General features: G+C 63.9%; 15 protein-coding genes, 4 tRNA genes and 1 pseudogene. 15 read left to right on the forward strand and 5 right to left on the reverse strand.

The window, feature by feature from the left end:
- The first annotated feature begins 2 nt into the window (after window positions 1-2).
- The 4 genes from P8H27_RS14525 (at window position 3) to P8H27_RS14540 (ending at window position 4,035) form a co-directional block, all read left to right on the forward strand.
- Entirely contained in the window at window positions 3-833 is an 831-nt protein-coding gene (locus tag P8H27_RS14525) for an AraC family transcriptional regulator (protein WP_289638283.1), read from the forward strand.
- Window positions 834-917: 84 nt separating this feature from the next.
- On the forward strand, window positions 918-1,628 hold the full coding sequence (locus tag P8H27_RS14530; protein ID WP_289638284.1) for an AzlC family ABC transporter permease: 711 nt from the start codon (window positions 918-920) through the stop codon (window positions 1,626-1,628).
- Entirely contained in the window at window positions 1,628-1,957 is a 330-nt protein-coding gene (locus P8H27_RS14535) for an AzlD domain-containing protein (protein WP_289638285.1), read from the forward strand. Before P8H27_RS14530 ends, P8H27_RS14535 begins: the two co-directional genes overlap by 1 nt.
- 200 nt (window positions 1,958-2,157) lie before the next feature.
- Entirely contained in the window at window positions 2,158-4,035 is a 1,878-nt protein-coding gene (locus P8H27_RS14540) for an MFS transporter (protein ID WP_289638399.1), read from the forward strand.
- A gap of 46 nt (window positions 4,036-4,081) precedes the next feature.
- Here P8H27_RS14540 and P8H27_RS14545 read toward each other — a convergent pair.
- Window positions 4,082-4,450: pseudogene (locus tag P8H27_RS14545) on the reverse strand (biotin/lipoyl-binding protein); the annotation flags it as partial.
- A gap of 105 nt (window positions 4,451-4,555) precedes the next feature.
- On the opposite strand from P8H27_RS14545, the gene P8H27_RS14550 reads away from it, so the two are divergent.
- The 8 genes from P8H27_RS14550 (at window position 4,556) to P8H27_RS14585 (ending at window position 9,337) form a co-directional block, all read left to right on the forward strand.
- Entirely contained in the window at window positions 4,556-5,476 is a 921-nt protein-coding gene (locus tag P8H27_RS14550; protein ID WP_289638286.1) for a LysR family transcriptional regulator, read from the forward strand.
- Window positions 5,477-5,508: 32 nt separating this feature from the next.
- Window positions 5,509-6,990: a glutamate--tRNA ligase gene (gltX, locus tag P8H27_RS14555; RefSeq protein WP_289638287.1), complete on the forward strand. Its 1,482-nt coding sequence runs from the start codon at window positions 5,509-5,511 to the stop codon at window positions 6,988-6,990.
- Window positions 6,991-7,113: 123 nt separating this feature from the next.
- A tRNA-Ala gene (locus P8H27_RS14560) sits at window positions 7,114-7,189 on the forward strand.
- Between the two features lie 65 nt (window positions 7,190-7,254).
- Window positions 7,255-7,330: transfer RNA gene (locus tag P8H27_RS14565), tRNA-Glu, on the forward strand.
- A gap of 51 nt (window positions 7,331-7,381) precedes the next feature.
- Window positions 7,382-7,457: transfer RNA gene (locus P8H27_RS14570), tRNA-Ala, on the forward strand.
- Window positions 7,458-7,668: 211 nt separating this feature from the next.
- Window positions 7,669-7,744: transfer RNA gene (locus P8H27_RS14575), tRNA-Glu, on the forward strand.
- A gap of 171 nt (window positions 7,745-7,915) precedes the next feature.
- The gene (locus P8H27_RS14580) at window positions 7,916-8,455 is read left to right on the forward strand and encodes a TetR/AcrR family transcriptional regulator (RefSeq protein WP_289638288.1); all 540 of its coding nucleotides are present in this window, start codon (window positions 7,916-7,918) and stop codon (window positions 8,453-8,455) included.
- A gap of 42 nt (window positions 8,456-8,497) precedes the next feature.
- Window positions 8,498-9,337: an alpha/beta fold hydrolase gene (locus P8H27_RS14585; RefSeq protein WP_289638289.1), complete on the forward strand. Its 840-nt coding sequence runs from the start codon at window positions 8,498-8,500 to the stop codon at window positions 9,335-9,337.
- Here the strand turns inward: P8H27_RS14585 and P8H27_RS14590 are convergent.
- On the reverse strand, window positions 9,307-11,166 hold the full coding sequence (locus tag P8H27_RS14590) for a diguanylate cyclase (protein WP_289638290.1): 1,860 nt from the start codon (window positions 11,164-11,166) through the stop codon (window positions 9,307-9,309). The genes P8H27_RS14585 and P8H27_RS14590 overlap by 31 nt on opposite strands.
- A gap of 358 nt (window positions 11,167-11,524) precedes the next feature.
- On the opposite strand from P8H27_RS14590, the gene P8H27_RS14595 reads away from it, so the two are divergent.
- A complete protein-coding gene (locus P8H27_RS14595; RefSeq protein ID WP_289638291.1) occupies window positions 11,525-11,974 on the forward strand; it encodes a thioesterase family protein in 450 nt (149 codons plus the stop codon).
- Between the two features lie 102 nt (window positions 11,975-12,076).
- Window positions 12,077-13,060, forward strand: a complete 984-nt coding sequence (locus tag P8H27_RS14600) for a tRNA-dihydrouridine synthase (protein ID WP_289638292.1) — start codon at window positions 12,077-12,079, stop codon at window positions 13,058-13,060.
- A gap of 34 nt (window positions 13,061-13,094) precedes the next feature.
- Here the strand turns inward: P8H27_RS14600 and P8H27_RS14605 are convergent, their stop codons facing one another.
- The 3 genes from P8H27_RS14605 to P8H27_RS14615 form a co-directional block, all read right to left on the reverse strand.
- On the reverse strand, window positions 13,095-13,841 hold the full coding sequence (locus P8H27_RS14605) for an SDR family oxidoreductase (RefSeq protein ID WP_289638293.1): 747 nt from the start codon (window positions 13,839-13,841) through the stop codon (window positions 13,095-13,097).
- Window positions 13,842-13,909: 68 nt separating this feature from the next.
- Window positions 13,910-17,212 (reverse strand): PAS domain S-box protein, encoded by a 3,303-nt coding sequence (locus tag P8H27_RS14610; protein ID WP_289638294.1) that lies wholly within the window; start codon window positions 17,210-17,212, stop codon window positions 13,910-13,912.
- Between the two features lie 92 nt (window positions 17,213-17,304).
- Window positions 17,305-18,210: a LysR family transcriptional regulator gene (locus P8H27_RS14615; RefSeq protein ID WP_289638295.1), complete on the reverse strand. Its 906-nt coding sequence runs from the start codon at window positions 18,208-18,210 to the stop codon at window positions 17,305-17,307.
- Between the two features lie 215 nt (window positions 18,211-18,425).
- On the opposite strand from P8H27_RS14615, the gene leuC reads away from it, so the two are divergent.
- Window positions 18,426-19,853: a 3-isopropylmalate dehydratase large subunit gene (leuC, locus tag P8H27_RS14620; RefSeq protein ID WP_289638400.1), complete on the forward strand. Its 1,428-nt coding sequence runs from the start codon at window positions 18,426-18,428 to the stop codon at window positions 19,851-19,853.
- The last annotated feature ends 7 nt before the right edge of the window (window positions 19,854-19,860 follow it).

Consider the following 19,860-nt stretch of genomic DNA (forward strand, 5'->3'; position numbering starts at 1 on the left):
CGATGGCCCAGGACAGTACCGAACAGACCCGTTTCTGGCAGTCCCGCGAGCTCGGTGGGGTCGAGTTGCTGCACGCCCATTATGTGGAACAGCGCTTTTCGCCTCACGTACACGACAGTTTCGTCTTCGCGGTGATCGAGCGGGGCGCCCACCGCTTTCGTCATCTGGGGAGCGAGCATCTGGCGCCCACCGGCGGGATGATCCTGATCAACCCGGATGAGGTGCATTCCTGTGCCAAGGCCGGCGATGCCGGCTGGCACTATCGCGCCTTCTATCCGCAGGTGGCCCAGGTCAATGGCGTGCTGGACGAGCTGGGCTTGGCGAGTAGCGGTCAGCCGGGGTTTGCCAGTAGTGTGCTGTACGACCTGCAGTTGCATCGGATGTTTGCGCGTCTGCACCGCTTGCTCGAAGGCGATGCCAGTGCCTTGCAGCAGCAGACCGCTTGGCGCGAGGCGATTCTGTTGCTGTTTCAGCGCCATGCGCGTATCCCCCAGGCGCCGCTTCCCGGGCGTGAGCCGCAGGCGGTGGCGCGGGCCAAGGAATTGCTCAACAGCCAGCTCGCCGAACCGCCGTCGCTGGAGCAGCTGGCGGCGGCGGTCAACCTGTCGCCGTTCCACTTCGCCCGGGTATTTCGCCGTGCCACCGGCCTGCCGCCGCATGCCTGGCTGCAGCAGCGACGCCTGGAGCGGGCGCGTGTCCTGCTCAAGGGCGGTTGCGCGCCGCTGAGCGTGGCCATGCAGCTGGGCTTCGCCGACCAGAGCCACCTGGGTCGGCAATTCAAGCAGGCCTACGGCGTCGCTCCCGGCGAGTACCGCAAGGCCTGCCAGGGTTGAGGGCGGCGCACTGCAGCAGCGCAAGATCGTTCAAGACCTTGGGCTGAGGCGGCGCTAGGCTGTCGGGTCAGGAGGAGAACCCATATGACCCGCTCGCAAGAATTCGCCCAGGGCACGCGCGACATGCTGCCGATGCTGCTTGGCGCCATGCCCTTCGGCATCATCTTCGGCAGCCTGGCCGGCGCCGCCGGCCTGAGCGCCTGGCAAACCATCGGCATGTCGTTGCTGGTGTTCGCCGGCTCGGCGCAATTTATCGCCATCAGTTTGCTCGGCGCCGGCACCGGCCTGGCCGTGCTGCTGCTCACCACGCTGGTGGTCAACCTGCGGCACGCCCTGTACAGCGCCAGCCTGCAGCCCTTCGTCCGCCATCTGCCCAAGCGCTGGCGCATGCCGCTGGCGTTCTGGTTGACCGACGAGGCCTACGCGGTGGTGCTGCATCGCTACACCGACGCGGACAGCTCGCCGCACAAGCACTGGTATTTCCTCGGTGCGGCGCTGGCCATGTACCTGAACTGGCAGCTGTGCACCCTGGTCGGCGTGCTGTTCGGCCAGCGCGTGCCGAACCTCGCCGCCTGGGGCCTGGATTTCGCCATGCTGGCGACCTTTATCGGCATCGTCGTGCCGATGCTGCGCAACCGTCCGCAGGTGGCGGCGGCGCTGGTGGCCGGCGCGCTGGCGCTGGCCGGCCATGCCTGGCCGTACAAGCTCGGCTTGCTGGCCGCGGCATTCGGCGGGATCGTCGTCGGCGTGCTGTTGGAGCGCTGTAATCAAGCGGTTGTCGAGGAGTTGGCCTGATGGATAACTGGTGGTTGATCCTGGGCATGCTGGCGATCACTTTTTCGATTCGCTACAGCCTGTTCGCCTTTCCCGAGCTGCGCTTTGCGCCGCTGGTACGCCAGGGTCTGCATTTCGTGCCGACCGCCGTACTCACCGCCATCGTGGTGCCGGGCATGTTGTTGCCGGACGGCCAGCACTGGGCGCTGCGCCTGGACAATGCCTACCTGTTGGCGGGGCTGGCGACGGTCGCCATCGCCGCCGTCACCCGCCATCTGCTGGCGACCATCGGTGGCGGTCTGCTGGTGTTCTTCCTGTTGCGTTGGGCGCTGGGCCAGTTGCCGCTCTGAAGCCGACGTTTCGCGTCGGCCTGAGTCGGCGGCGGGAGGGCGTCGGCGCTGGCGCCACTCCTGGCCTTCACGCGAACTCGCCGGCAAAAATCGTCGTTGCCTGTGGCTTTGCCGGGGCTTGATGCAGTCCAATGCTGGACGGGCGCCGAGGCGTTCGCGGTTTTCCCGGCCCTGCACGGCCCTATTCAGGTACACGGATGATGACCCCACACTCGCAATTCACCCTGCTCGGTAAAAGGCGTTTCCTGCCGTTTTTCCTGACCCAGCTGTTGGGCGCCTTCAACGACAACATCTTCAAGCAGTCGCTGATCCTCGCCATCCTCTACAAACTCAGTTCCGGTGCAGACAGCAGCCTGTTGGTCAATCTGTGCGCGCTGCTGTTCATCCTGCCGTTCTTCCTGTTTTCCGCGCTCGGTGGGCAGTTCGGCGAGAAGTTCGCCAAGGACAGCCTGATCCGCGCGATCAAGTTCGCCGAGATCCTGATCATGCTCGCCGGCGCCGCCGGAGTGCTGCTCAATAACCTGCCGCTGATGCTCGCCGTGCTGTTCTGCATGGGCACCCAGTCGGCGCTGTTCGGCCCGGTCAAGTATTCGATTCTGCCGCAGCACCTGCGCGAAGAGGAATTGGTCGGCGGCAACGCGCTGGTGGAGATGGGCACCTTCCTGGCCATTCTCGCCGGCACCATCGGCGCCGGCATCATGATGGCCAGCAGCGGCTATGCCAGCCTGGTCGCCGCCACCGTGGTGACGGTGGCGGTGCTCGGCTATCTGGCCAGCCGCGGCATTCCGCGGGCCCATGCGGCGCTGCCGGAGCTGGTGCTGGACTGGAACATCCTGCGCCAGTCCTGGCGCATCATGCGCCTGGGCCTGGTCGAGCAGCGGCCTGCGGTGTCGCGTTCGCTGCTTGGCAACTCCTGGTTCTGGTTCCTCGGTGCGGTCTACCTGACGCAGATCCCGGCCTACGCCAAGCAGTGGCTGTACGGCGACGAGAGCGTGGTGACCCTGATTCTGACGGTGTTCTCGGTGGGCATCGCGTTGGGTTCGATGCTGTGCGAGCGGATGAGCGGGCACAAGGTGGAAATCGGCCTGGTGCCCTTCGGCTCGATCGGCCTGACCCTGTTCGGCGTGCTGCTCTGGTGGCATTCCGGCGACTTCGCCCAGGGGGCGCAGGCCCACGATTGGCTGGCAGTGCTGGGTTATGCCCAGGCCTGGTGGATTCTCGGCTCGATCCTCGGTATCGGTTTGTTCGGCGGCTTCTACATAGTGCCGCTGTACGCCCTGATCCAGTCGCGCACCCTGGAGCATGAGCGGGCGCGGGTGATCGCCGCCAACAACATCCTCAACGCGCTGTTCATGGTGGTCTCGGCAATCGCCTCGATCCTCTTTCTCAGCGTCGCCGAACTGTCGATTCCGCAGCTGTTTCTGGTCATCTCGCTGATGAACGTCGCGGTCAGCAGTTACATCTTCAAGGTCGTGCCGGAATTCAGCATGCGCTTTTTGATCTGGTTGCTCGGTCACTCGCTGTACCGGGTCGAGCACCAGGGGCTGGACGCTATTCCCGAGGAAGGCCCGGCGGTGCTGGTGTGCAACCATGTGTCCTTCGTCGACGCGCTGCTGGTCGGCGGCGCGGTGCGTCGGCCGGTGCGTTTCGTCATGTATTACAAGATCTACAACCTGCCGCTACTCAATTTCATCTTCCGCACCGCCGGTACCGTGCCGATTGCCGGGCGTAGCGAGGATCTGCTGATTTACGACGCGGCGTTCAAGAAGATCGCCGAGTACCTGCGGGCTGGCGAGCTGGTGTGCATCTTCCCGGAGGGCAAGTTGACCGGCGACGGCGAGATCAACGAGTTCAAGAGCGGTATCGAACGCATCCTCGCGGAAAATCCGGTGCCGGTGGTGCCCATGGCGCTGCAAGGCCTGTGGGGCAGCTTCTTCAGTCGAGATCCGCGCAAGGGGCTGTTCAAGCGCCTGTGGTCGCGGATCAAGCTGGTGGCGGGCGCCCCGCTCAGCCCGGAACAGGCTGACCGCCAGCGGTTGCAGGCCCAGGTGGCGGCGTTGCGTGGCGATCTGCGCTGAGCCGCTTGTATCAATGCGCCGCGCTACCGGTAGTGCCCGCGGGCAAGCGCCTGGTCAGCAGCACCGCGAGCATGCTGGCGGCGATGCCGATGGCGCCGCCGAGGTTGCGCAGGATGTTGAACAGGCTCGAGGCCGAGCCGGCATCCTCGGGCAGGACGTAGGCGGTGGCGATCAAGGAAATGGTCACCATCACCAGCAGTTCGCCTCGTGCTACGTGCTGGTTGTCCTGCACCAGGACTTGCTCGATGCGCGCGCCGAGCTGGCTGGACACGCGGGTGATTTCGCCTTGAGCGTAGGCGTTGTCGGTACTTTCGAGAAAGCGTCCGACCAGCAACCAGTGCGCGAAGAGTATTGCCGCGATCAGGCCGAGTACGGCTAAGACAACAAACAGGCGGCGTTTCAGTTGGGCGGGCATGGCTGCGCTCGGAGCTCGGACAAAAGTGGCAACGAATTTAGCAGTGTTCCTTTAACATCTGCAGTCGTTAGACTTCAGCAATTTTGTTGCTTATAGGGAACAGTCATGGGGCTGGATGATGCGCTGATCTTTACCCGCGTGGTCGAATGCCACAGCTTTACCCAGGCGGCCCAGGGACTGGGCATGCAGAAATCCACGGTCAGCCGGCGCATCGCCTTGCTCGAGGAACGCTTGGGCGTGCGTTTGCTCAATCGCACCACCCGCAAGTTGCGCCTGACGGAGGTCGGCCAGGCCTATTACGAGCGCTGCCGGCAGATCATGTTGGATTTTGCCGAGGCCGAGCAGGCGGTCATGCAGTTACAGCAGGCGCCGTCGGGCTTATTGCGCATCACCGCGCCGATCGAGTTCGGTCAGTTGCTTCTCGGGCGGGTGCTCGGCGACTTCATGCGTCAATACCCGCAGATTACCGCCGAGGTGGAGCTGACCTCGCGGCATGTCGATCCGGTCGAGGAGGGTATCGATATCGCCATTCTGGTCGGCCAGCCGCAGGATTCCACCCTGATCGCGCGTAAGCTGTTCGAGACCGAGCGGTGCCTATGCGCCAGCCCCAACTACCTCGCCAGCCATGGCATGCCGCGCTCTGCTGCTGAGTTGACGGATCACCGGGCGATCCTGCTGCCCCACGACTCGCCGCGTTATTGGCCGCTGCTGGGCGAGAACATTGCCTGCCGGCGCGTGCTGTCGTGCAACAACATCACCTTCGCCCGCGAAGTCGCCTTGGCCGGCGCCGGCATCGCCGCGCTGCCGCGCATGATCTGCGAGGAGGCGCTGCGCAATGGGCGCCTGGTGCAGCTATTGCCTGGGGCACGCCTGCCGGTCGGCGAGTTATATGCGGTCTATCCGTCCCGGCGCTTTCAGGCGATGAAGGTGAAAACCTTCCTCGATTTTCTGATGGGCTGCCTGCCGATGCAGCGGGCGCCTTCGCTGGAGCCGGTGGCGGCAGGCCTGTTAACATCGCCGCCTTAACCGGCTTTCACTGCACTTCTTCGAGAATCTCAATGACCACCGTCCGTACCCGTATCGCGCCGTCGCCGACTGGCGATCCGCACGTAGGCACCGCCTATATCGCCTTGTTCAACCTGTGCTTTGCCCGTCAGCACGGTGGCGAATTCATTTTGCGTATCGAGGATACCGATCAGTTGCGTTCGACCCGCGAGTCGGAACAGCAAATCTACGACGCCTTGCGCTGGCTCGGCATCGAATGGAGCGAAGGCCCGGATGTCGGCGGCCCGCATGGCCCGTATCGGCAGAGCGAGCGCGGGCATATCTACCAGAAGTACAGCGCCGAGCTGGTGGGCAAGGGCCATGCCTTCCACTGTTTCTGCAGCGCCGAACGCCTGGACAAAGTCCGCGCCGAGCAGATGGAGGCCAAGCAGACGCCGCGCTACGACGGTCACTGCATGAGCCTGGCTGACGCTGAGGTGCAGCAGCGCCTGGCGGCCGGCGAGCCCAACGTGGTGCGCATGAAGGTGCCGAGCGAAGGCGTCTGCGTGGTGCCGGACATGCTCCGCGGCGAGGTCGAGATCCCCTGGGATCGCATGGACATGCAGGTGCTGATGAAGACCGATGGCCTGCCGACCTATTTCCTGGCCAACGTGGTCGACGACCACCTGATGGGCATCACCCATGTGCTGCGCGGCGAGGAGTGGTTGCCGTCGGCGCCCAAGCTGATCCTGCTGTATGAATACTTCGGCTGGGACAAGCCGCAGTTGTGCTACATGCCGCTGCTGCGCAATCCGGACAAGAGCAAGCTGTCCAAGCGCAAGAACCCGACCTCGATCACCTTCTACGAGCGCATGGGTTACCTGCCCCAGGCCATGCTCAACTACCTCGGGCGCATGGGTTGGTCGATGCCGGACGAGCGCGAGAAGTTCAGCCTCGACGAGATGGTCGAGCATTTCGATATCCAGCGCGTGTCACTCGGTGGGCCGATCTTCGACCTGGAGAAACTGTCCTGGCTCAATGGCCAGTGGATGCGCGAGCTGAGTGTCGAGGAGTTCGCCGCCGGTGCGCAGAAATGGGCGTTCAACTCCGATTACCTGATGCGGATCGCGCCGCATGTGCAGGGCAGGGTGGAAACCTTCAGTCAGATCGCTCCTTTGGCCGGTTTCTTCTTCGCCGGTGGGGTTAACCCCGACGCCAAACTGTTCGCGCACAAGAAGCTCGCACCGGATCAGGTGCGTCAGCTCATGCAGTTGATCCTGTGGAAGCTGGAAGCGCTGCGCCAGTGGGAAAAAGATCGCATCACCGGCTGCATCCAGGCGGTGGCCGAGCATCTGCAACTGAAGCTGCGTGACGCCATGCCGCTGATGTTCGCGGCTATCACCGGTCAGGCCAGTTCGGTGTCGGTACTCGATGCCATGGAAATTATCGGCCCGGATCTCACCCGCTTCCGTCTGCGCCAGGCCGTTGAGTTGCTCGGCGGCGTGTCGAAGAAGGAAAACAAAGAGTGGGAAAAACTGCTGGCAGCCATCGCTTGATCGGGTCGTTATCGGTGGGCAAGGGTAAGTGATTGTTATGCCAGCAGAAAAAAACAGGGAAGTGGTTAAAATTTTGTTGACAGTACCCAGGGGCGCCCTTAACATGCGCCCCGTCCTTGAGATGGGGCTATAGCTCAGCTGGGAGAGCGCTTGCATGGCATGCAAGAGGTCGACGGTTCGATCCCGTCTAGCTCCACCAATCTCAAAGCCGCAAGGCTTGCCACAGTCAGCTCTCGAGTTGGCTGAGTTTTGAAGGGTATCTGCGTCCCCTTCGTCTAGTGGCCTAGGACACCGCCCTTTCACGGCGGTAACAGGGGTTCGAGTCCCCTAGGGGACGCCATTATTTCCAGCCGCAATGCTTCGGCATTGTGCGTCGAGAGACATTAAATCCGGGGCTATAGCTCAGCTGGGAGAGCGCTTGCATGGCATGCAAGAGGTCGACGGTTCGATCCCGTCTAGCTCCACCAATTCCACGACAGGCCAGCTTGGGAGCCTGTCTGACTTGACCGTTCGTAGCGAGGGAAAGCTCGGTTTGAGTCAGTTTTGTTGGTCTTTCGAGGCGAATAGCTAGCTATTTAACGAGAAAGAACGGCAAAAATGACCAATCCGGCTTTTCCGCAGTAGAACAGCGTTAAGTCCGACAGGCTCCTCACGCTGGCCTTGTTTTTCGAAGGTTTCGTCCCCTTCGTCTAGTGGCCTAGGACACCGCCCTTTCACGGCGGTAACAGGGGTTCGAGTCCCCTAGGGGACGCCATTTTTGCCCGCCCTGCGGGATTTTAAAGGGTCATTCTTCACGGAATGGCCCTTTTGTTTTTCTGCTTTGACTTTCCTTTCCGATAGAGCAGCCGACCAGCGGTAAGGTCTTCGCCTTGCTTAAATTTATTACATGCATAATATTTCAATCGTAATATTTTTGGAGGCGAGCATGAACGACAAGAAAGCCCAGACCCGCGAACGCATCCTGGCTGCGGCAAGTGCCGCGCTGGTTCGGCGCGGTCCCGCCGAGCCGAGTGTCGGCGAGGTGATGGGGGCCGCCGGGCTGACCGTGGGCGGCTTCTACGCGCATTTCGAGAGCAAGGATGCGCTGATGCTGGAGGCGTTCAGGCAGTTGCTCGGCCAGCGTCGCGAGCTAATCAAGCAGATGGACAACGATCTGCCGGCCGACGAGCGCCGGGCGTTGCTGGCGGCGTTCTATCTGTCGCGCAAGCACCGCGATGCCAGCGAGCAAGCTTGCCCGCTGCCCAGTTCGCTGGGCGAGTTGACACGTTTGCCCGATGGCTTTCGCACGGCCTTGGCCGAGCACCTGGAATTGATGGTGGCGCAGTTGTCGGCAAGCGCCGAGGAGGCGCCCAGCGTGCTTGCCGATATTGCCCTGATGGTAGGGGGGCTGGCGTTGGCGCGGGCGCTGGGCCCCGGCGAGTTGTCTGACCGCGTTTTGCGTGCCGCCAAGTCGGCAATCGTTTGAGGCAATCGTTTGATGTGAGCCTGTCGTTTGAGGAGAAGGGCAATGAGCAACTTGAGCTGGGTTCGTGGATTCAACGCCACCTTCGGTTGGGTGGCGCCCTATGCAGTGGCGAGCAAGATGCGCCGCGAGTTCATGACGCCGCGCGAGCTGCCGCCACGCAATTGGGAGTTGCCGATGCTGGCCCAGGCCGAGCGCATTACCCTGCGTTTCGGCCTGTCGGCATTGCGCTGGGGTAGCGGGCCGACGGTGCTGTTGATGCACGGCTGGGAGGGTCGGCCGACCCAGTTCGCCGAGTTGATCAAGGCTCTGGTGCTGGCCGGTTACGGCGTGGTCGCCCTGGATGCCCCGGCACACGGGCGCTCGCCAGGGCAGGAGGCGAATGTGGTGCTGTTCGCCCGCGCCCTGCTCGAGGCCGCCAGTGAGCTGCCGCCGCTGCACGCGGTGATCGGCCACTCGATGGGCGGTGCCAGCGCCTTGCTGGCGACGCAGATGGGGCTGCGTGCCGAGTCCGTGGTCAGCATCGCGGCGCCGAGCCGGATTCTTACCATGCTGCGGCGTTTTGCCCGCTATATGGGCTTGCCCGCCCAGGCACGGGCGCATTTTGTCCGTCTGGTCGAAGAAAAAGCCGGCATGCCGGCCGGGCATCTCGATGTGGCGCGCTATCGCCTCGACTTCCCCGGTTTGATCGTGCATGCCGCCGATGATCCCATGGTGCCGTTCAGCGAGGCGCAGGCGATTCATGAGGCCTGGTTCGACAGCCGCTTGCTGCGCCTGGAGCAGGGCGGGCACCAGCGGGTGTTGGCCGATCCGCGTTTGGTGCAGGCGGTTATGCAGTTATTGGGTGGGCTGCGTCAGGCTTCGTTAAGCGAGCTGGCCTCATAGTTTTCCACGCGGTTACGGCCGCCGGCCTTGGCCCGATAAAGCGCCTGGTCGGCGCGATTGAGTAGCTGTTTGCTGTCCGCACTGTCGGGGATCTCGGCGCACACGCCGATGCTGATGGTCAGTTCGATGCTCTGGTCTTGATAGCTGCAGGGGTGACGGGCCAGATCATCGCGCAATTGTTCCGCCAGGCCATGGGCGCCGGCCAGATCGGTATCGCCCAGCACGGCGACGAACTCTTCGCCGCCGAAGCGGGCGAGCAGATCGCCCGCGCGCAAGCGCTGTTGCAGGCGTTGGGCGGCGTGGTGCAGGCAGGCATCGCCGGCCAGATGGCCGTAGCGGTCGTTGACCTGTTTGAAATGGTCAAGATCCATCATCAGGATGGCCATGGGACGCTGGCTGCGCACGGCTTGGGCCAGGCTGCGGCGCAATTCTTCGTTGAGGGTCTGGCGGTTGAACAGGCCGGTAAGGCTGTCCCGGCGACTCAGCTCGGACAATTGCTGGTGGGCGCCGGACAGCGCCGCCAGGGCCTGTTCCAGCGCCGCTGTGCGTTGCTGAACCCGGGTCTCCAGGCCTTCGTTGAGTTGTCGTTGCAGGTTCAGGTTTTTGGTCTGCTCCAGGCTCAGTTGTTGCTCCTGGGCGAGCAGTTGCATCTGGGCCAGGCCTTGGGCGTGCTGCGCCTGGCGGATGCGTGCTGCCAGGGCGATGGAGAAGACCGCCAGCTCGATCAGTCCGCCGATCTGTTGCGCGTGCAGGGCCAGCCGCGAGTGGGCGATCAAGCCAGTGCCGCTGAGGATGCTGAACAGGCTGGCGGCGATCAGCACGAACCAGCCGATGGCGAATAGCCGGGCGGGTTTATAGCCCTCGCGCCAGCGCAGCAGGGTGAACAGGCAGGCGAGCACGGCGCAGGCGATGACCAGGGCAAAGCTGGCGAGCAGCGCCACCCGGTAGGGGGCGAACAGGGACAGGCCGATGGCCAGGGCGGTGCAGCTCAGCAGGATGCGGACGACCTGGGTGTAGCGCTGCGATGCGTGCCTGAGGTCGAGCACGCCATGGGTGAACAGGATGCCGAAGAGGATGGCTACGGTTGAGCTGAGCGGGAAGCTTAGCTGGTGCCAAGCAAGCGAATGCGGCCACAACCATTGCAGGGCGAAGCCGAGCTGGATGAACTGGTAGCCGCCGAAACTGGCGACGAACAGGCTGTACCAGAGGTAGTTGCGGTCGCGGGTGATGATGAAGATCGACAAGTTGTAGATGCACATCGCCGCCAGCGCGCCGAAGAACAGGCCTTGCAGAAGCAGCATGCGTTGTTCGTGGCGGTTGAAGGCTTCGCGGGTCATCAGGCTGGCGCTGAGGTTGGCCGAACCTTCGGTCTGCATGCGCAGGATCAGCTCGCGGCTTTCCCCGGCGGCCAGGCTTAGCGGTAGCAGCAGTTGCCGGTGCTCGAGCCAGCGTGCCGCGAATGGGCGCTGGTCGCCGGAGCGATAGACCCGCTCGCCCTCCAGGCCGTAGGCGTCGAGGTAATCCAGTAGCGGATTGCCGATCAGCAGCAGCCAATCCATGGGGCGGGCTGCGGGGTTATGCAGTTGCAGGCGCAGCCAGTAGGCACTGCCGGTATAGCCAAAGCTGGCATCGCGGCGCCCCACCGGCTGCCAGGCCGAGTCAGGCAGGCTGCGCACATCGTCCAGCGTGGCCCGTTGCTGCGGGTCTTGCCAAACCTGCATGAATGGCCCGGGCAGCACGGCTTGCCCGGTGGCGGGCAGCGACAGAACACTCGCCTGGCTCAGGCTGGGTAATAGCAACAACAGCAACACGCGTAAGGCTGCAAGCAAGTGCAAGGTTCTCGGATAAGTGAAGGTCGAGATGGGGCAGTGCCGGACGATAGCCTAGTGGCTTCGGGCTATTAACCAAAATCTTTTAGGTCGGTGCTGATGCTCGGCGGCCGATCCATGCCGTGCTGCTGGCGACCCGTCAGGGGGGCGGCATGGAGTTGTCGCGCCTTTAGCGTCTAGAATGGGGCGTCGGCCAAGCACGGCAGTCCATCATTTCAAGATTCAGGAGCGAAGCCATGAACCCGGCGGTGAAGAGCGATCCAGTACCGGTGCGTCTTGAGGTTGCGGGTGTCCGGGGCTGGCGCAGCGCTTCGGCCACGCCTGCGGGCGCGTTGAGCGGCAATCCGGAGCAGTCGCGATGAACTGGGATCTGGCTAATCCATTCGTGATCGACCTCCGTGTGGTTGCCGACGACATCGACGGCCTCGGCCATGCCAATAACGCGGTCTACGTCAGCTGGCTGGAGCGCTGCGCCTGGCGTCACTCGCAATACCTGGGCCTCGACCTGGCCGAGTACCGCCGACTCGACCGGGCCATGGCAGTGCTGCGCCACGAGATCGACTACCTGGCCAGCGCTTATGAAGACCAGGAGTTGCAGATGGCCACCTGGATCGTCGATTCGGATCGGCGTCTGAAGATGGATCGGTGCTTTCAGCTGATCCGCCCGGCGGATGGCACCACCCTGTTACGGGCCAAGACCACGTTCGTCTGCATCGAATTGTCCAGCGGCAAGCCCAGGCGCATGCCGGCCGAGTTCGTCGAAGGCTACGGCCGTGCTCTGCAGTTGCCCTTCCCGCTAGAGCTTTGACCGGCGTTTTCATTGCGCTCGTGGGGGCGCGTGCCCTGGCGGACATTTCATCCGGGGCAATTGGCCGCGTACACTACGCGGCGTTTTTCCGAGAATATTGCTATGCAGATCGCCCTTGCGCCGATGGAAGGATTGGTCGATGAGATCCTCCGCGATGTGCTGACCCGGGTCGGCGGCATCGACTGGTGCGTGACCGAGTTTATCCGTGTCACCGAGCGGGTGCAGCCTGCCTCGACCTACCGCAAGTTGGCGCCGGAGTTGTTCGCTGCTGCGCAAACGGCCGCCGGCACGCCATTGCGCGTGCAGTTTCTCGGCTCCGACCCGCAGTGTTTGGCGGATAACGCCGCCTTTGCCTGTGGCCTCGGTGCACCGGTGATCGACCTCAACTTCGGCTGTCCGGCGAAAACCGTGAACAAGTCCCGCGGCGGCGCGGTGCTGTTGAAAGAGCCGGAACTGCTCCATGCCATCGTCCGCGAGGTGCGCCGCACGGTGCCGGCCGCGATTGCGGTAACCGCCAAGATGCGCCTGGGTTTCGAGCATAAAGACTACGCCCTGGAATGCGCCGAGGCCCTGGCCGAAGGCGGTGCGGCGCAGCTGGTGGTGCACGCGCGAACCAAGGTCGAGGGCTACAAGCCGCCGGCGCATTGGGAGTGGGTGGCGCGGGTGCAGGAGGCGGTCAAGGTGCCGGTGTTCGCCAATGGCGAGATATGGACGCTGGATGACTGGCGGCGCTGCCGCGAAATCAGCGGCGTCGAGGACATCATGCTCGGCCGCGGCCTGGTGGCGCGGCCGGATCTGGCCCGGCAGATCGCCGCGGCGCGGGCCGGGCAGGCCGTGGTCGAGATGGACTGGGCCGGGCTGCAACCCTTGCTCGCCGAGTTCTGGCGGCAGGCGCGGCGCAAGATGTCCCCGCGTTATGCGCCGGGGCGCTTGAAGCAATGGCTGGCGATGCTCACCCGCAGCTACCCCGAGGCGTTCGCATTGTTCAATCTGCTGCGCCGGGAAAACGATTGCCGTCGGATCGATGCCTTGCTCGGCGTCGATTTCCCGCCGAGCGAGCGCCAGGAACAACTGGCCATCGGCTGAGCGCAAGGCGTTCTCGTCGGCGCCAGGGGCATCTTCAGCGTCCGCCGCTGACATCCAGCAACGCGCCGCTGGTGTAGGAGGCCTGCTCGCTGGCCAGCCAGAGAATCGCCTGGGCGACTTCCTCGGCCAGGCCACCACGGCCCATGGGCACGCTCCGGCTGACCCGGGCGACCCGCGCCGGTTCGCCGCCGCTGGCGTGGATCTCGGTGTCGATCACCCCGGGGCGCACGGCATTCACCCGGATGCCTTCTGCCGCGACTTCCTTGGCCAGGCCCAGGGTCAGGCTGTCGATGGCGCCTTTGGCGGCGGCATAGTCGATGTATTCGCCGGGCGCGCCGAGGCGGGCGGCCACCGACGACAGGTTGACGATGGCGCCGCCACGGCCGCCATGGCGGGTCGACATGCGCTTGATCGCCTCGCGGGCGCAGAGAAAGCTGCCGAATACGTTGACGCCGAAGACCCGCTGCCAGCGGCCGAGATCCATCTGTTCCAGAGGCATTTGTTGCTCCAGGATGCCGGCGTTGTTGACCAGCACGTCGAGGCGGCCGAAGTGTTGCTCGAGGCTGGCGAACAGCCGCAGCACCTGGGCCTCATCGGCGACGTCGGCCTGCACGGCGATGGCCTGGCCGCCGGCGTCGACGATCTGTTTGGCCAGGGCCTCGGCGGTTTGCCTGTGCTGGCGGTAATTGAGGCATAGGGCATAGCCCTGGGCCGCTGCCAGCCGGGCGGTGGCGGCGCCGATGCCGCGACTGGCACCGGTGATCAGCATGACTTTACGCATGGGGCGGGTCTCCGGAACGCTCTGGGCGCGGTTGGCGGCGTGGCGCGGGTGTATTGCGGCGCGGCCCTTCAGGACGTCGCCGGACGCTGGCGGGTGTGTGCCAGCAGCGCGCGGAACTCGGGCAATGGCAGCGGCTTGCTGAACAGGTAGCCCTGGTACAGGTGGCAGCCTTGTTGCTGGAGAAAATCCAGCTGTTCTTGCTGCTCGACCCCTTCGGCGATGATCGCCAGGCCCAGGCTGCGCGCCATGGCGACGATGGCGCGGATGATTTCCGCATCGTTGCCATCCTGGGGGGCGTCGCGGACGAAGGATTGGTCGATCTTCAGCAGGTTCACCGGCAGGCGTTTGAGGTAGGTCAGCGAGGAATAGCCCGTGCCGAAATCGTCCATGGCGAAGCTGACTCCGAGCTTCTTCAGGCGATTCATCTTGGCGATGGTGTCCTCGATGTTCTGGATGACGATGCCTTCGGTGATTTCCAGCTTGAGCATGGGGTTGGGCAGGGTGCTGTTGCGCAGGCTGCTTTCCACGCGCTCGACAAAGTCGTTGTGGCGGAATTGGCGCGGGCTGATGTTGACGCACAGGCTGAAACTCTGCGCATCGATCAAGCCTTCTTCGAGCAGTTGCGCGCAGGCATGGCAGGCTTCGGCGAGCACCCAGCCGCCGACTTCGAGGATCAATCCGCTCTCTTCCAGGACGTGGATGAACAGTGCCGGCGACTGTGCGCCCAGGGTTGGATGGAGCCAGCGCAACAGGACTTCGGCGCCGATGATCTGGCCGGAGCGGGCATCCGCCTGGGCCTGAAAGTACAGCTCGAACTCGCCGCGCGCCAGGGCCAGGCGCAGATCGTTTTCCAGGCGTAAACGCTCGCTGGCGGCTTGCTGCATGGTGCTGCGAAACAGCTTGATGGTGTTGCGCCCCGAATCCTTGGCCCGGTACAAGGCGATATCGGCGCGTTTGAGCAGGTCGGTCGGGGTGTTGCCATGGTCGGGAATCAGGGCGATGCCGATGCTCGGGGTGATTTGCAGGCGGTGGCCATCCAGCATCATGGGTTCGGCCAGCAGGTGGCGCAGATATTCAGCGACCTTGCGGGCCTGGCGGATGACTTCCGAGCGCTTGCCTTCGAGACCGGAGAGCAGCACGACGAATTCGTCGCCGCCGAGGCGGGCGACCGTGTCTTCCTGGCGCACGCTGGCTTCCAGGCGGGCGGTGACCAGCTTGAGCACCGCGTCGCCGACCGGGTGGCCGAGCGAGTCGTTGATGTGCTTGAAGTGGTCGAGGTCGAGAAACAGCAGGGCGCCGCGCAGGTCGTGGCGCTTGAGCAGGGCGATCTGCTGGGTCAGGCGATCCATCAGCAGGGCGCGGTTGGGCAGGTTGGTCAGCGAGTCGTGATAAGCCAGGTGCTGGATGCGCGCCTCGGCCTCTTTCAGCTTGCCGACGTCGCGGGCGGTGAGCAGCAGGCATTGGCGGCCATCGAGTTCGATGAGTTCGACCGAGACCTCGACCAGCCTGGTGCTGCCGTCGCGGTGGCGCCCCAGCATTTCCCGGTGCAGTATGCGGCCGTCGCGCTGGAGGATTTCGAGCATCTCCTGGCGCTGTCCGGGGTCGGCCCAGATATTCATTTCCAGGGCGCTGCGACCGATGACCTCCTCGGCGCGGTAGCCGGTGAGGCGGGTGAAGCCTTCGTTGACCTCGATGTAGCGGGCGCTGTCGCGCTCGGTGATGGTGATGGCATCGGGGCTGGAATGGAAGGCTTTGGCGAATTTCTCCTCGCTGGCCTTGAGCGCGGCTTCGGCATGCTGGCGCGCGCTGATGTCCATCAGGGTACCGGCCATGCGCAGCGGTTCGCCCTGCTCGCTGCGATAGAGTTTGGCGGTGCTTTCCAGGTAGTGGGTTTCGCCGTTGCGAAAGCGCGCCCGGTAGGTGATCTGAAATTCGTTGCGGCGGCCACTGAGCAATTCCCGGTAGGCCTGACGAATATGCGCCCGGTCGTCTCTTGGCACCTGCGCGAAGAACAGCCGGAAATCGCCGTGATAGGGTTCGGGCGCTAGCCCGTGGAGCGCCGAGGCGCGTTCCGAGCCGTACAGCATGTCGCTGGGAATATGCCAATCCCAGGTGCCGAGACTGGCCGAATCCAGGGCCAGGGTCAGGCGTTCCTGGCTGTCGTGCAGGGCCTGCTCCTGGAGCCGTTGCTGGGTGATGTCGCGTACGGTCAAGACCAGGCAGGGGCGGCCGTCCAGTTCGATTTCGCCGCCGTGTATCAGGTTGTAGATGATGTGCCCGTCGCGGCGGGTTAACTGGGACTCCAGCGGAGGCAGCCGACCGTCGGGCTGCAGGGCGTCGAGCAGGCGCTGGCGGTCGTCGGAGCTCCAGATGCCCAGTTCGAGCGAGGTGTGCCCCAGCACTTCGTCATTGCTCCAGCCGAACTGGCGCGCGAAGCTGGTGTTCACCTCGATAAAATACCCACTGGCTTTTTCGGTGATCACCATCGCGTCGGGGCTGTGGCGGAAGGCCTTGGCGAATTTATCTTCGCTGGCTCGCAGCGCCGCCTCGGCATGCTTGCGTTCGCTGGTGTCGAGGAAGGTGCAGAGCAAAAAGGCTTGCCCGTCCAGCTCGATGTACTGGCTGGACATCAGTCCGTCGAGAATGCGTCCGTCACGGGCGCGCATCTGCACTTCCTGGACGATAGGCTCGGGACTGGTCGCGGCGTTATGGCGCAGAAAATCGCGCTGCTCGATGTCCACCCAGAGTTTCAGGTCGAGGGTCGAGCGACCGATGATTTCGCTGCTCGACCAGCCGAAGGTGCTTTCGAAGTGCTGGTTGGCTTCGGTGATGACACTGTCGACGAAACGCACCAGCAGCACTACGTCGGGGCTCAGATGAAACAGAGTGGCGAAGCGCTGTTCGGAATTGATCAGCGCCTGGGCATGTTCCTGTTGGGCACTGATGTCGCGGATGACGCCGAACATCTGCTGACGACCGTCGTTGCCGACGTGCAGGCTGCCGCTAATTTCCAGCCAGTGCAGGCTGCCGTCCGGCCAGCGAATCCGGTGGCGTAGGGCGCGATGACGCGGCGAGCCGTCGAGGATCGCCCGAAACACTTGCAGCACCTCTGGGCGGTCTTCTTCGGGAATCAGGCCGATGTAGTCGACTTGGCTGGGTAACGGACGATGCGGATCCAGGCCAAACAGCGCTTGTGCGCCACGCGACCAACTGACCTGGCCACTTTCCACGTCCCAGAACCAGGCGCCTAGTTGCGCGCCGTTCAGCGCCGCCAGCAGGCATGGGGCATCGTCCCAGCTGCTCTCGAATGCAGCGGGATCCAGGGCCGGAATATGTGGCAGCGGTGGCAGGCGATCAGAAGATTTGGCCACGACCGATCCTTTCTGTGCGCAGAGAAACGTGACGACCCTTGGAGTATCGCGGTGGCTGGATCATGCAGGCGCCTTCGTTAGCGTTATGCGGCTCACGTTAGCCTTTGCCTGGGCGCCTGTGCAAGGCTGTCGCGCTGGGCGTCGAGCAGTAGCATAAAGGCCTGTGCGGCATTCGACAGGGTGCGCTCGGTGTGCGAGATATAACCGAGCTGCCGCGACAGCTGGATGCCGGGCAACGGCAGGCGCGCGACCTGTTCGTCGAGCATGGTGCGCGGCAATACGCTCCAGGCCAGACCGATGGACACCATCATCTTGATGGTTTCCAGGTAGTTGGTGCTCATGGCGATATTCGGCGTCAGCGCCTGGGCTTCGAACAGGCGCCGCACTATGTGGTGGGTGAAGGTGTTGCCGCCGGGAAATACCGCCGGATGGCGGGCCACGTCGGCCAGGCTGATTACGCCGCTGCGGGCCAGCGGGTGTTCGGGGGCGGCGACGAAATCCAGCGGGTCGTCCCATACCGCGACCGCATGCACCGGTTCGCGGGTCTCCGGAGCCAGGGTGATCACCGCCAGCTCGGCGCGGCCATGCAGGACTTCCTCATAGGCCACTTCGGAGTCGAGAAACTGGATGTCCAGTGCCACCTGCGGGTGCATTCGGGTGAAGGCGCGCAGCAGCGGCGGCAAACGGTGCAGGCCGATGTGGTGGCTGGTGGCCAACGTCAGCCGGCCGCCGACCTCGCCGTTGAGGTTGTTCAGGGCGCGGCGGGTGTCGTCCAGCACATTGAGAATCTGGTAGGCGCGCGGCAATAGCGCGCGGCCGGCCTCGGTCAGGCTCACCTCGCGACCCAGGCGGTCGAACAGGCGCACATTCAATTGCTGTTCCAGGCTGGCGATGCGTTTGCTCACCGCCGGCTGGGTCAGGTGCAGGCGTTCGGCGGCCTCGGAGAAGCTGCCCAGCTCGGCGATGGCGATAAAGGCATTGAGGGGGGCGAGATCCATAACGAAATAGCTCCAAGCGCTAAGCCATAGGCTGCAAGGGGAAAGCCGCGAGCCCTGGCGTGCAGCTTGAGGCTTACAGCGTATGACTATTCCTATCAGGAATCCTTTGAATAAAAAATATGAATTTGAGTAATTGAACCCAAGCCCATAGGATCACCCTATAAATACAGGGCTATTCGTCCTTGGATAGAAACACGCTGATGAGGGAACCGCTGATGGCCGGCAAAACGCTCTACGACAAGCTCTGGGAAATGCATGAGGTGAAGCGCCGCGACGATGGTTCGTCGCTGATCTACATCGACCGCCATATCCTCCACGAAGTGACCTCGCCGCAGGCTTTCGAAGGGCTGCGTCTGGCTGGACGCAAGCCGTGGCGTATCGATGCCAACATCGCCACCCCGGATCACAATGTGCCGACCACCAAGGCCGAGCGCCAGGGCGGTCTGGAGTCCATCGCCGATGAAGTCTCGCGCATTCAGGTGCAGACCCTCGACGAGAACTGCGACGACTTCGGCATCCTCGAATTCAAGATGAACGACCTGCGCCAGGGCATCGTCCATGTGATCGGTCCGGAGCAGGGCGCGACCTTGCCGGGCATGACCGTGGTCTGCGGCGATTCGCACACCTCGACCCACGGCGCCTTCGGTGCTTTGGCCCATGGCATCGGCACCTCCGAGGTCGAGCATGTGCTGGCCACCCAGTGCCTGGTGGCGAAGAAGATGAAAAACATGCAGGTGCGCGTCGACGGCACCCTGCCGTTCGGCGTCACCGCCAAGGACATAGTGCTGGCGGTGATCGGCAAGATCGGCACCGCCGGCGGCAACGGCCATGCCCTGGAGTTCGCCGGCAGCGCGATCCGCGAGCTGTCCCTGGAAGGGCGCATGACCATCTGCAACATGTCGATCGAGGCGGGCGCGCGGGTCGGCCTGGTGGCGGTGGACGAGAAGACCATCGCCTACGTCGAGGGCCGCCCGTTCGCGCCCAAGGGCGCCGACTGGGGCAAGGCGGTCGCCCAGTGGCAGGAGCTGGTCTCCGATGCCGATGCGCAGTTCGATAAAGTCGTCGAGTTGCGTGCCGAAGAGATCAAGCCGCAAGTCAGTTGGGGCACTTCGCCGGAAATGGTGCTGGCGGTTGACCAGTACGTGCCGGATCCGGCGGTCGAGGCCGATCCGGTGAAGAAGGACTCGATCACCCGTGCCCTTAAGTACATGGGCCTGAATGCCAACCAGGCGATCACCGATATCCAGTTGGATCGGGTGTTTATCGGCTCCTGCACCAACTCGCGCATCGAAGACCTGCGCGCCGCCGCCGCCGTGGCCAAGGGCCGCAAGGTCGCCGCGACCGTCAAGCAGGCCATGGTGGTGCCGGGTTCCGGCCTGGTCAAAGCCCAGGCCGAACAAGAGGGGTTGGACAGGATCTTTATCGAAGCGGGTTTCGAATGGCGTGAGCCGGGTTGCTCCATGTGCCTGGCGATGAACCCGGACAAGCTCGGCAGTGGCGAGCATTGCGCCTCGACCTCCAACCGCAACTTCGAAGGCCGTCAGGGCGCCGGTGGGCGTACCCATCTGGTCAGCCCAGCCATGGCGGCCGCGGCGGCGGTGACCGGCCACTTTATCGATGTGCGCGAATTGATCCGGCCTTAAGGAGAGC

Source organism: Pseudomonas sp. sp1636 (assembly GCF_030376615.1).
In the GTDB taxonomy this organism is placed as follows: Bacteria; Pseudomonadota; Gammaproteobacteria; order Pseudomonadales; family Pseudomonadaceae; genus Aquipseudomonas.

Bases quoted from the DNA above. Each gene is read 5' to 3' on its own strand.
- P8H27_RS14525 (WP_289638283.1), top strand. From the start codon at position 3: ATGGCCCAGGACAGTACCGAACAGACCCGTTTCTGGCAGTCCCGCGAG.
- P8H27_RS14530 (WP_289638284.1), top strand. From the start codon at position 918: ATGACCCGCTCGCAAGAATTCGCCCAGGGCACGCGCGACATGCTGCCG.
- P8H27_RS14535 (WP_289638285.1), top strand. From the start codon at position 1,628: ATGGATAACTGGTGGTTGATCCTGGGCATGCTGGCGATCACTTTTTCG.
- P8H27_RS14540 (WP_289638399.1), top strand. From the start codon at position 2,158: ATGACCCCACACTCGCAATTCACCCTGCTCGGTAAAAGGCGTTTCCTG.
- P8H27_RS14550 (WP_289638286.1), top strand. From the start codon at position 4,556: ATGGGGCTGGATGATGCGCTGATCTTTACCCGCGTGGTCGAATGCCAC.
- gltX (WP_289638287.1), top strand. From the start codon at position 5,509: ATGACCACCGTCCGTACCCGTATCGCGCCGTCGCCGACTGGCGATCCG.
- P8H27_RS14580 (WP_289638288.1), top strand. From the start codon at position 7,916: ATGAACGACAAGAAAGCCCAGACCCGCGAACGCATCCTGGCTGCGGCA.
- P8H27_RS14585 (WP_289638289.1), top strand. From the start codon at position 8,498: ATGAGCAACTTGAGCTGGGTTCGTGGATTCAACGCCACCTTCGGTTGG.
- P8H27_RS14595 (WP_289638291.1), top strand. From the start codon at position 11,525: ATGAACTGGGATCTGGCTAATCCATTCGTGATCGACCTCCGTGTGGTT.
- P8H27_RS14600 (WP_289638292.1), top strand. From the start codon at position 12,077: ATGCAGATCGCCCTTGCGCCGATGGAAGGATTGGTCGATGAGATCCTC.
- P8H27_RS14605 (WP_289638293.1), bottom strand. From the start codon at position 13,841: ATGCGTAAAGTCATGCTGATCACCGGTGCCAGTCGCGGCATCGGCGCC.
- P8H27_RS14615 (WP_289638295.1), bottom strand. From the start codon at position 18,210: ATGGATCTCGCCCCCCTCAATGCCTTTATCGCCATCGCCGAGCTGGGC.
- leuC (WP_289638400.1), top strand. From the start codon at position 18,426: ATGGCCGGCAAAACGCTCTACGACAAGCTCTGGGAAATGCATGAGGTG.